Annotated in this window: 10 protein-coding genes, 5 tRNA genes and 1 rRNA gene; 2 read left to right on the forward strand and 14 right to left on the reverse strand. The window is 34.2% G+C overall.

What is annotated here, in order from left to right; all coding sequences use genetic code 11:
• Positions 1–675, reverse strand: a complete 675-nt coding sequence (locus GX308_04355) for an ATP-binding domain-containing protein (protein ID NLK21310.1) — start codon at positions 673–675, stop codon at positions 1–3.
• A gap of 26 nt (positions 676–701) precedes the next feature.
• Entirely contained in the window at positions 702–2,210 is a 1,509-nt protein-coding gene (locus tag GX308_04360; GenBank protein NLK21311.1) for an ATP-dependent helicase, read from the reverse strand.
• A 283-nt stretch (positions 2,211–2,493) separates the two neighbouring features.
• Here GX308_04360 and GX308_04365 point away from each other — a divergent pair, with 283 nt between their 5' ends.
• Both GX308_04365 and GX308_04370 read left to right on the forward strand, forming a co-directional pair.
• Positions 2,494–3,126, forward strand: a complete 633-nt coding sequence (locus tag GX308_04365; GenBank protein ID NLK21312.1) for a hypothetical protein — start codon at positions 2,494–2,496, stop codon at positions 3,124–3,126.
• A 10-nt stretch (positions 3,127–3,136) separates the two neighbouring features.
• Positions 3,137–4,294, forward strand: coding sequence for a glycosyltransferase family 4 protein (locus tag GX308_04370; protein ID NLK21313.1), 1,158 nt, complete (start codon positions 3,137–3,139; stop codon positions 4,292–4,294).
• 29 nt (positions 4,295–4,323) lie between these two features.
• On the opposite strand, the gene mltG is transcribed toward GX308_04370, so the two are convergent.
• The 12 genes from mltG to GX308_04430 form a co-directional block, all read right to left on the reverse strand.
• A complete protein-coding gene (mltG, locus tag GX308_04375) occupies positions 4,324–5,187 on the reverse strand; it encodes an endolytic transglycosylase MltG (protein ID NLK21314.1) in 864 nt (287 codons plus the stop codon).
• Between the two features lie 85 nt (positions 5,188–5,272).
• Positions 5,273–5,617 (reverse strand): sulfite exporter TauE/SafE family protein, encoded by a 345-nt coding sequence (locus GX308_04380; GenBank protein ID NLK21315.1) that lies wholly within the window; start codon positions 5,615–5,617, stop codon positions 5,273–5,275.
• Complete coding sequence (locus tag GX308_04385) at positions 5,614–5,973, reverse strand: sulfite exporter TauE/SafE family protein (protein NLK21316.1); 360 nt, start codon at positions 5,971–5,973, stop codon at positions 5,614–5,616. Before GX308_04385 ends, GX308_04380 begins: the two co-directional genes overlap by 4 nt.
• A 25-nt stretch (positions 5,974–5,998) precedes the next feature.
• The gene (gene nth / locus GX308_04390; protein NLK21317.1) at positions 5,999–6,655 is read right to left on the reverse strand and encodes an endonuclease III; all 657 of its coding nucleotides are present in this window, start codon (positions 6,653–6,655) and stop codon (positions 5,999–6,001) included.
• A gap of 94 nt (positions 6,656–6,749) precedes the next feature.
• On the reverse strand, positions 6,750–8,510 hold the full coding sequence (locus GX308_04395) for a B12-binding domain-containing radical SAM protein (GenBank protein ID NLK21318.1): 1,761 nt from the start codon (positions 8,508–8,510) through the stop codon (positions 6,750–6,752).
• A 106-nt stretch (positions 8,511–8,616) separates the two neighbouring features.
• Entirely contained in the window at positions 8,617–9,009 is a 393-nt protein-coding gene (locus GX308_04400) for a L,D-transpeptidase (protein NLK21319.1), read from the reverse strand.
• Between the two features lie 1,118 nt (positions 9,010–10,127).
• A tRNA-Gly gene (locus GX308_04405) sits at positions 10,128–10,199 on the reverse strand.
• Positions 10,200–10,205: 6 nt separating this feature from the next.
• Positions 10,206–10,279: transfer RNA gene (locus GX308_04410), tRNA-Gly, on the reverse strand.
• Positions 10,280–10,283: 4 nt separating this feature from the next.
• Positions 10,284–10,356, reverse strand: a tRNA-Phe gene (locus GX308_04415).
• An 11-nt stretch (positions 10,357–10,367) separates the two neighbouring features.
• Positions 10,368–10,453: transfer RNA gene (locus tag GX308_04420), tRNA-Leu, on the reverse strand.
• A gap of 30 nt (positions 10,454–10,483) precedes the next feature.
• Positions 10,484–10,565 (reverse strand) — tRNA-Tyr (locus GX308_04425).
• A 79-nt stretch (positions 10,566–10,644) separates the two neighbouring features.
• Positions 10,645–10,771, reverse strand: a 16S ribosomal RNA gene (locus GX308_04430); the annotation flags it as partial.

Raw genomic sequence — 10,771 nt, forward strand, 5'->3', positions numbered from 1 at the left:
CTATTTTGTTTCACATTTTTCGATAAAAATAATGTCTTTTTCTATACAGGTTTTAAGATCAATCTTTCTTGAAAAAACACCTTTATCAAACTCAATGTATGCAATGCCATCCTGTAGTTTTTGGATTTTTCCCCTTCCATATTTACTATGGATAATAGTAGTTCCTATACTAAATTCATTCACCGAAGTCTTCAAACCCATTTCTTCTATAAAACGAGAGGGCTTTACCTCTTCCTCGTAACGTTTCTTTATTATAGAAATTGTAAGATGGCTCTTTGCCCTTGTTAATCCCACATAAAAAAGTCTTCGTTCTTCTTCTAGCTCACTTAGGGAACTGCTCTTGTTATGGGGGATAATCCCTTCAACTGCACCGGCTATGCAAACTGCCTCAAACTCTAACCCTTTTGCCCCATGCATAGTTGATAAGGTCACTGCATTTTTCCCTTCTATTTTTTTCTTTTTCCCTTCTTTAATTTCTTCTTTGATAGTCTGAATATGGCTGAGCATGTCTTTATAATCATCAAAATACTTAGAACCTTCTACTATTTCTTCCAATATTTCCTTTAAACCTTTTACCCCGATATTTCTATACTGGGCGTATTGATAAATATAACCATCATAGTCAATATTTTTTCTTATATAGGCAATGGCCTCCTTTGGGTTCTTTCTCCCCAACCTCGCCAGATGGTATTTAAGTTCTTCTAATTTTTCAAGTTGCCACGGCTGTATATTGGGAAATCTATATAACTTTTCAAATAAACTGCCACCTTTTTTTTCGCCTCAAAGATAATTCCCTTGCTTATATATCTTTTAGGTTTATTTATAATCCGTTCTAGGCTTTCATTATCTCTTATGTCTTTAGATAGTTTTATATAGGATATTAAGTCCTTGGCAATCCAATGGTCATATACATTAGGAATTTCATCTCTTAGATAAAAAGGGATGTTTAAGTCCATCATAATATCCACTAAAGCCCTCGCTTGTATATTTGTCCTAAATATAATGGCTATTTCTAAAAGGTCTATCCCCTTCTTGATACAATCATTTATCCATTTTGCAATATTAAGGGCTTCTTCTTCGCCATCTTCTGAGTTAATAAATAAAGGTTTTTCTCCAACTCCATTGATAGTTTCTATTTGCTTTTTATACCTTTTTTTATTATTTAAAATAACCTTATTGCTGCTACCTACAATCTCTTTAGTGGAGCGATAATTAATGTTTAGAATTATTCTTCCTGTATTTTCAAAGTCCTGTGGAAAATGAAGCAAAAACTCTGGCCTTGCACCCCTAAATTTATAAATACTCTGGTCATCATCACCCACAATAAATAAATTGTTATTAGGTAAACTTAAAAGCTTTATAATTTCATATTGAACCCTGTTAATATCTTGGAATTCATCAATTAAAATATATGAATATCTTCTTCTCCATAAATCCAGTATTTTTTCATTGGTTATAAGCAAAATATAACATTGATAGAGCATGTCATCAAAATCAATTTTTTCATTTCTTTTTTTATAGTTTTCGTAATGGGTAATCACCTTCCTAAACTGCTCTGAGGGCAAGACCATGGAATTATAATAAGTCAAATCAATTAAGTCATTTTTAATAAGACTGATTTCATTTTGTAGTTCCCCTAGAAATTCCTGCTCATCTTCGTATTCAATTTCAAGCTCTTCTACTATTTTTTTTAATATAAACCTTTTTTCATCTTCCCTTAGAACCTGCTCTACTAAGTAACCACACGCACTTCTTATAATTCTAAAAAAAACAGAATGGAATGTGCCAAAAGTTATATTTTTGCCCCTAGGGTTTTCGTCTTTAAACATCTTAGCAAATCTTAATTTCATTTCATCTGCTGCAACCTTTGTGAAAGTAATAACTAATATGCTTCTAGAATCAATACCATAATAATTTAATAATCCATTGGCGATTGGAGATTTTGAATCCTCTTTGATTTTACCAATGTTATCCTGGGTTATACCCGGTGGCACCTTCTTTGTATTATAACTTAGTCCATAAGTTATAAGATAATGAAGCCTGTGCATAATAACATGGGTTTTGCCAGAGCCTGGACCTGCAATAACCATTTGTGGTCCTTCCCCACTTAAAACAGCCCTTCTTTGGTTATGATTTAGATGTTTATATTGACTTTCTATAATTTCATTTCTAACTTTTATAAATTCTTCTGTTAAATTTCTCGCTCCCATAATTTCTCCTATATTTTGTACAATTCTTTACTATTAATTATATCATATCTGCAAATATCACCATGCTTAAATTATAAAAGGCACCAAGAAAGCCAATTTATATCCTATGTTTTTTCATAAATATCTCCTCCAATTATCGATATTATATCATATAAATCTTTCCTTTCAGTATTCTTACGTTTTTTTTCCTTATAGTTCCTTTGTTTATGGACTTTTTGGAAAAAATAAACTATAATATATTATATCAATTTACAATGCATCTGTTTTAAAAGGAAGGTTTTTTATGAAAATACCCTTTTTCCTCAGTCTTTTTATAATATTTCTCGTATTCTTTAATATTAAAATAAAAAAGTCTAATAGGGATGCGGAAGACTCAAAAAAGAAGTTTCTAGAAAAAGAGAGACAATCAATGTTCGTAAGAAAAAAATCCCTTGAAAATCTAGACTATATTAATATATCTCTTGAGGGGCTCCCTTTAATAAATGAAAAAGAGCTATCTACCTATGCCCAAAAACAAGCATATCACTATCAAGAGATGGCCCTTCAGCTCATCCTAAAACCTATGCTTGATTTAAGCAGCACTAGCAATACGGATCTAAAGCTTCAATACGGTCCTGCTAATTTAGAGGCATTGATTTCTTATGAACAAAATTATCTTCTCCTTCTTAAGACCATGCTTAATTGGGGCAAATTTCTATCTGAAGCAAATAAAATCGAAGATTCTATAAAAGTATTAGAAAAAGGCATCGAAATTGGTTCGGATTTAAGCCAAAACTATATACTACTATCAGAGTTGTATCATAAAACCCATCAAAAGCATAAATTAATTCAACTAAAAGAAGTAGCATATAAGAATTTCAGTCAAAATGTAATGTTTAAAAAAGTAATTCAACATATTGACAATATATTAGAATAGGAGCATTTCCATGAATATTGGGATTTTTACTGATACTTATTTTCCACAGGTAAATGGGGTTGTCACATCCATCAGGACTCTTGAAAGGGAACTAAACAAACGGGGACATAAAGTATATATCTTTACTGTTTCCCATCCTAATTCAAAAAGAGTCCTTCCTAGGGTTTTTAGACTTCCTAGCACCCCTTTTGTTTTACTCCCTTCCCATAGGGTAGGGATTTTGTATTCTTCCAGGGCAGTAGGGATTGTAAAACAAATCCACTTAGATGTTATCCATACCCAAACGGAGTTTTCCCTTGGGCTATTTGGAAAAATGATTTCCAAAAAATTGGACATCCCCATGGTACATACCTATCATACCATGTATGAGGACTATGTTCATTATGTCTCTAGGGGTAAATTAACCCAGTTCACCCCTAAAATGGCTCGCTCTTTAAGTAGAATCTTCTGCAATAGATGTGATAAGGTTGTTGCCCCAACGAATAAGGTAAGGGACTTGCTTTTTGAGTATGGTGTTAAAAAACCTATAGAGGTCATTCCTACAGGCATTAATTTAGAGCCCTTTAGAAAGGAAAACTTTGATAAAATTGAAATACAAGGACTTAAAAATGAATATGGATTAAAAGAATCGGATCCTGTTATTTTATTTATAGGGCGGATTGCCAAAGAAAAGAGTATTGATGTAGTGATTCATGAAATGCCTACTCTTCTTAAAAAACTTCCTAATGCAAAATTTATGGTTGTAGGGGATGGCCCTATGAAAAAAGAATTAGAAAAGCTGTGTAAAACTCTAAATATTGAAAAATCCGTAATTTTTGCTGGGGAACAACCCTGGGATACCATCGGTAAATTCTATCAGCTAGGAGACGTATTCATAAGCGCCTCAGTTACCGAAACCCAAGGACTTACCTTTGCTGAGGCAATGGCTGCTAAAATTCCCGTAGTAGCAAAACAAGATAAAAGTCTTGAAGGAATTATAGAGGATAAAGTAAATGGAAGGCTATTTACCCAAAATGATGAGCTCTCATCAATATTATTTGAATTGTTAACGGATAAGCCCCTTCGTGAAAACCTAGCACAAAATGCAATCAAAACTGTCGAACCCTTTTCCTCTGATTATTTTGGGGAAAGATTAGAACAGGTTTATCAATCGCTTTTAAAAAAATAAACAATTAAAAATAGCGTGCATTATGCACGCTATTTTGTCATAGTTGATTTGTATTTTGCCACATTTATTAGATGTTCGTCATAGGTTTCTGCAAAATGATGCTGCCGACTCCCATAGGCACTCACAACATAATAATAATATGAATGGGATATAGGATTAAGTGCTGCTTGTATAGATTCATTCTTCGGAACACAAATAGGTGTTGGTGGGAGTCCTTCTACAATATATGTATTATATGGAGATTGCACCTTCAGATCTTCATAAGATAATCTGGATTTATGTTCCCCTAAGGCATAAATCACCGTGGCATCGATTTGCAGCTTCATATTATTGCTCAATCTATTATAGATTACCCCTGCAATCATAGGTCTTTCACTATCTTCTGCTGCTTCTTTTTCTATCATAGATGCAATGGTTATAATTTCTATGGGGCTTTTATCTATGTCTTTATATTTCCTATAATCGGTTTTTATCCATTCTTTATAGGGCCCCGTCAAAATAGCAATTGTTTCTTTTGGGGAGCTTGGGGCTGGGAGACTGTATTCCCCTTCGAACACAATCCCTTCCAAACTAATGTTGTTATTTTCCATATAAATAAATAATTCATCTTCAGGTACAACTTGAGCATCCTCTAGTTTTTTTGCGATATTCCCTACTTTATCCCCTGGATTCACTTTAATTTTTATTTCTTTTCTTATTTCGTTATCTTTTGCATTTTTCTCATCGGGCATTACAATAACTTTAAAAGTTTGAACTGCGGCAGGTTCATTTTTAAATACTGCTATTTGATAAACTTGATAAACCGTTACCCAGCCAAAACTTGCCCCTATAATAGAAAGGCCAAGCATTATCCACAAATAGTAATTTATTGCCCATTGTTTTAAATTTCTCATTGTTCCCCCTAAAATAATCTCTTTTGATATATTTATAGCTTTCAAATCCTAATAATATAATTCTCCATTTGTCTAATTTTTCCTTTTATTTGTTTCTAATCTCTACAATACCCATAAAAAAAAGGAAACAACCAAACATTCTGCGTAATATTAAGGACTCTAAGCAAATGGCGGTACAAGAACCAATGATTGCTCCAAATATCCCACCTCCTATTAATAATAAAAGTAATTCTTTTTTGACCCTTTTATTTTTAATATGAATGATAAGGGCAGCTATTGCAGTTGGGATAAAATATATGAGGTTAATGCCTTGAGCAGCATGTTGTGACATGCCCATAAAAATAGTTAAGGATGGTATCAAAACCGTACCCCCGCCAATCCCCATTCCACTAATAAGTCCGGATAATAAGCCAATAATAATCAAAATCATCCTATTATCATCCTTATGGAAGCGGCTATCATAAATAATCCAAATATCCTATGAAGCCATTTTGATGATATTCTACTTAAAAGTTTTGCCCCTAAAATCCCCCCAATTATTCCCCCTATAGCTACATATAAAAGTGACTTCCACTGAATAGCTTGGGATCTTGAATACACAAAAGTGCTTATAATAGATAAGGGTAAAATCACTGCAATGGCAGTTGCATGGGATTCATGCTCTTTGACTTTCAGTATCCTTTGCATAGCAGGAACAACGATGGTCCCGCCACCTGCCCCGAAAAGGCCATTGACTATACCTGTTACTAAACCTACAGCGATAATTTTATACTTATTTTTATTCAAAGGGTTTCCTCCTAGGTCCTTGCTTTTAAGATTTATCTGTGATTGCCGATATCCTATCCTCTAAGCCATAAAGGCAGAAAGGAAGAAGAAAACAGTTCATACATTTTGGTCTTCTAGCTGTGCATATGGCTCTACCATGGGCAATAATTTGGGTATTGTATCTAATCCAATGGTCTTTAGGTAGTATTTCCATTAAATCAAATTCTATTTTTGTCGGGTCTGTATTGTCGGTGAGCCCAAGTCTATGTGAAACCCTTTTTACATGGGTATCAACAACAATACTAGGAATACCATATATATTTCCCAAGATTACATTGGCAGTTTTTCTGCCTACCCCTGCTAACTTAACCAATTTGTCAATCTCATTTGGAACTTCTCCATGGTATTTTTCTAGTAGCTCCCTAGTACAAAGTATAATATTTCTTGCCTTATTCCTATAAAATCCTGTGGAATGTATATCTTTCTCCAATTCTCTTATATCTGCTTCGGCAAAATCTAGAACCGATTGATATTTCCTAAACAAATCCTTTGTAACTATGTTTACTCTATCATCCGTACACTGGGCACTGAGTATTGTTGCAATAAGGAGTTGCCAAGGTGTTTCATAGTTTAGATAGCATTTAATATCTTTGGGGTAGTATTCGTCTAAAAGATTTAAAATGTTTTTTGATTTAATTTTTATATCCATCTAGCCACCTCATATATCTGGGAAATATTTGAATTAAATTACCATTATTTCCTAGGAAATAGTATCATTATTTGGGAAATAATGTTCATTATATAATTACTTTGTAAAAGGCTGAATGTCCTAAAATATTATCTTTTAGGTAGTAATCAAACAGAATAGCTGTAGGTTTCTTCCCTATATCTGCTAAATCCCCACCGGTTTCAATACTTTTAATCCATCCTGTAAAATCTATGGGAAATACCTCTAAATGAACCCTACGGCTTATATCTTTTGGAGAATAGCCTACTAATTTAGGAAGATACTCCCTAATGTTTCCTTCATTTCGATAAAACTCTCTTATTCTTGTCTTATAATCATCATAACTAGAAGACATCCAGCTAGGAAATCTTTTGACCTTTTCAATCAGGTACATATCAAATTTCAGCAGTTCCTTAAAAATTTCTTCATTATATCCCACTGACTTTATAAAAAACTCAAGCAAAATTGTGTATAAATCCGTTTTATTATGCTGGATATGATGAAAACCCAGCCTTTCCCAGTGTTTTGCCAAGGCTTCGTAGAAATCAAAAGGTGTATCAAAAAATCTAATAATATAACTTATACTGTAATAAAACCGTTGTGAATTGTAATATATCTCAAGCATTTCTTCTATCATCTTCAGTCTTAGCATTTCCTCATAATTTAATTCTTTTGTAAACAATATTTCATAAGGAGCCTTGTTTTTGTGCTTCAAACCGTATTCATTTTCCTTATTTTTCATTTCTGTTCCTTTTAACACTTTTAAAAATCCTAATTGAATCTTTTCAGGGAGTAAATAGTATACTTCATTAAAAGATTGTCTAAAAGAATTGTAATCTTCCCCAGGAAGTCCGGCAATTAAGTCTAAATGTTGATGGATATTCTTATTTTTCTTAATCTTTTTTACCGCCCATTTTAATTTATTAAAATCCATTTTTCTGTCGATTATCCCTAGGACATGTTCATTGGTTGATTGGACTCCTATTTCAAACTGGAATAAACCGGGCCTAGCTTTACTCAAAAAATCAATCGTCTTCTCATCTAAGATATCCGCTGAGATTTCAAAATGAAAGTTTGTTTTGCCATTGTCATTGTTAATTAAGAACTGCCATATGGCTAAAGCATGGCTTTTACTACAGTTAAATGTCCTATCTACAAATTTAACTTGTTTAACCTTGGCATCTAGAAATTTTCTTAAATCAAAGTACACCCTTTCAAGGGATAAAAACCTGACCCCTGTTTCCCTTGATGATAAGCAGTATTGGCATCGATAGGGACATCCTCTGGTACTTTCATAATATAAAATTTGGTTTTTCATCTTGTCAAAATCTTTATAAACAAAGGGTAGCTCATCCAAACTTACAGATTTTCTTTTTTTGGTTTTAACTATTTCTCCATCTAATCGATATATTATTCCATCTATTTCATCAAGGGATTTTCCCTTATTCGTAAAATAGCCTATCAATTCATTAAAAGTTTTTTCTCCTTCTCCATAGACAATAATATCTATTTCTTTGTGATTTTTCATTTGGACTATTCCGTCATAGGATACCTCTGGACCTCCTAGAATAATAGTCACAGCCGGAAGTATCCTCTTAATACTTTTAATCAAGTCCATTGTTTTTTCTATATTCCATATATAACAGGAAAACCCCAATATATCCGGTCTAAGCTTATATATTTCTCTTAATATATAGTCCTCTTGGTGATTGATTGTATATTCAGCAATTTTAATATCATCCTTATGGCTTGTACAATAAGCCTTAATACTTCTAAGGGCTAAGGAGGTATGTAGATATTTAGCATTTAATGTAGATAATATAATATTCATATAGATTCTCCAATCTTCCTGTTTTCCCTATTATATAACAAATCCTTAAACGGGAAAAGCGTGCAAAATTGCACGCCCTATAATCCAAATGCCTAATTGGATTAATCTATTCATGAATGATTACCATAGTCCCTTGGGGGATATTCTCATAAAACCATTTAGCATCTTCCTCTAAAAATCTTATGCACCCATGACTGGCGGGTTTGCCTATCTTCCTGAGCTCAGAATCTATAATATTCCAACGCTTATCCCGGGGTATACCATGAAATAGATATTGATCAAGAAATCTTACCCAATATGTTGCCCCCTCATTAAAACGCTCAGAGAAAAAATTGGGACCCCTGTCTTGAATATAAAAAGTGCCCAAAAGAGTTGGCTGATCAGGACGTCCCCCAGATGCAGGCATTCTTCTTATTATTTTCTTTCCTTTATGAATAAATACTTCGTGCTTTTCTTTTAATACTACCTCTACCCATACTATATCATCCTCTAAGGGCATGGTCGTAAACTTAAGTATGTAGGGGTCAGTTTTTTCTCCATGCTTTGAAACCCCCTGTATACTGATTTCGTACTCCTGCTCGGGATCTAATATGGTATGGGGGAGAAATTCCAATTTATCTTCCTTTACCTTTACTTTTTGCTGTACTCCATCAATGGTTACAATGGCTTGTGACAGTTCTTCATCTGCCTGTGCTGTGATTCTAGGATAAAGGGCAATCCATAATCCCGATTGTTTTGGGGTGGTTTTTATGATTTTTGGTTTAGATGTTGTACGTATTTGTTTTTTAAAATCCTCTTTTGTAGCATAACCACATTGGGACTTCATTCCTTTTTTTAGTAAAATTAAATAATTGGCCTCATTTTTCATCCTTTCCTTGGGGTATAGGTTCCACCGACTGTAATCTATATAATTACCCCTGCTTTCAATTTTCTCTGGCTTCAATTCAAATTCTATATCTGATTGTATGTATTTATTAATATTTTTAGGGTCCATGGGAGTATTAAATTGCAATATTAAAGGGCCTTCTGTAGGAATATTATTTTCATTTTCTATCTTTAAAAGCTTAGGCTCTGCTTGAAATTGGATAGCCACCGATGCAGACTTATGGAAAATAGGAATACTTGATTTTGCCCCCTTTATTGTAAAAAATACTTTTTGTCCTTTTAAATTGCCTATTTCTTTTAGCTTAACTTTTAAAACATTAGAGCTCTCCCATTTTAAATCGCATTGAAAGTTAGAATTAGGTGTAAAAGATTTTATCTTTATATTCTTTTCCATACCAAATTGATTCATGGGAATTAAAAAATTAATTCTAATGGTTGCAATATCCTCATTAACATCTACAAGGACCAGGTTATATCGTTGAAAAAATAATAAAATACCTGCCAAAATGAGTATCACCAAAAATATATTGATGTGTTTTCTTAAATCAGCGACAAAAACCATTCCTAGACCTCCTATAGATTGTTCATAACTACATCTATTAATTTATTTATATGTCCATGGCAAATTATATAGTACAAGAGAAAAAACACAAAAAACCACCGTATTAGAAACTTCTAATACGGTGGTTTTTAAATGCGAAAAGTAGACAAACAGGCGCCAGAAAATAAAAAAGCGCGAGACGGGATTCGAACCCGCGACCCTCGCCTTGGCAAGGCGATGCTCTACCACTGAGCCACTCGCGCGTATCTTGGAGCGGGTGATGGGAATCGAACCCACGTACCCAGCTTGGAAGGCTGGTGTTCTACCATTGAACTACACCCGCACAGTGCCCAGAGCCGGAATCGAACCAGCGACACGAGGATTTTCAGTCCTCTGCTCTACCGACTGAGCTATCTGGGCAATTATGTATATGCCGGAGACCGGAATCGAACCGGTACGGTCTTTAAGGACCGCAGGATTTTAAGTCCTGTGCGTCTGCCAATTCCGCCACTCCGGCAAATCAATAGGCAACAATACATTTAAAATATGGAGGGAGAAGGATTCGAACCTTCGAAGTCGCTGACAACAGATTTACAGTCTGCCCCCTTTGGCCACTCGGGAACCCCTCCAAAAAATATATATAAAATAATGTATGATGACCCCAGACAGGCGTCTTTTAACTTCCTGCCTTTTACTTTTTAACTTACATCCTTAGAAAGGAGGTGATCCAGCCGCACCTTCCGATACGGCTACCTTGTTACGACTTCACCCCAGTCATCGACTTCACCTTCGACGGCTCCATCCTTACGGTTTGGCCACCGGCTTCGGGTGCTTC

This window comes from Candidatus Epulonipiscium sp., from assembly GCA_012519205.1.
In the GTDB taxonomy this organism is placed as follows: Bacteria; Bacillota; Clostridia; order Lachnospirales; family Defluviitaleaceae; genus JAAYQR01.

Coding starts and splice junctions, on each gene's coding strand:
- GX308_04395 (NLK21318.1), bottom strand. CDS start 8,510: ATGAATATTATATTATCTACATTAAATGCTAAATATCTACATACCTCC.
- GX308_04365 (NLK21312.1), top strand. CDS start 2,494: ATGAAAATACCCTTTTTCCTCAGTCTTTTTATAATATTTCTCGTATTC.
- GX308_04400 (NLK21319.1), bottom strand. CDS start 9,009: ATGCCCTTAGAGGATGATATAGTATGGGTAGAGGTAGTATTAAAAGAA.
- GX308_04380 (NLK21315.1), bottom strand. CDS start 5,617: ATGATTTTGATTATTATTGGCTTATTATCCGGACTTATTAGTGGAATG.
- GX308_04360 (NLK21311.1), bottom strand. CDS start 2,210: ATGGGAGCGAGAAATTTAACAGAAGAATTTATAAAAGTTAGAAATGAA.
- GX308_04370 (NLK21313.1), top strand. CDS start 3,137: ATGAATATTGGGATTTTTACTGATACTTATTTTCCACAGGTAAATGGG.
- mltG (NLK21314.1), bottom strand. CDS start 5,187: ATGAGAAATTTAAAACAATGGGCAATAAATTACTATTTGTGGATAATG.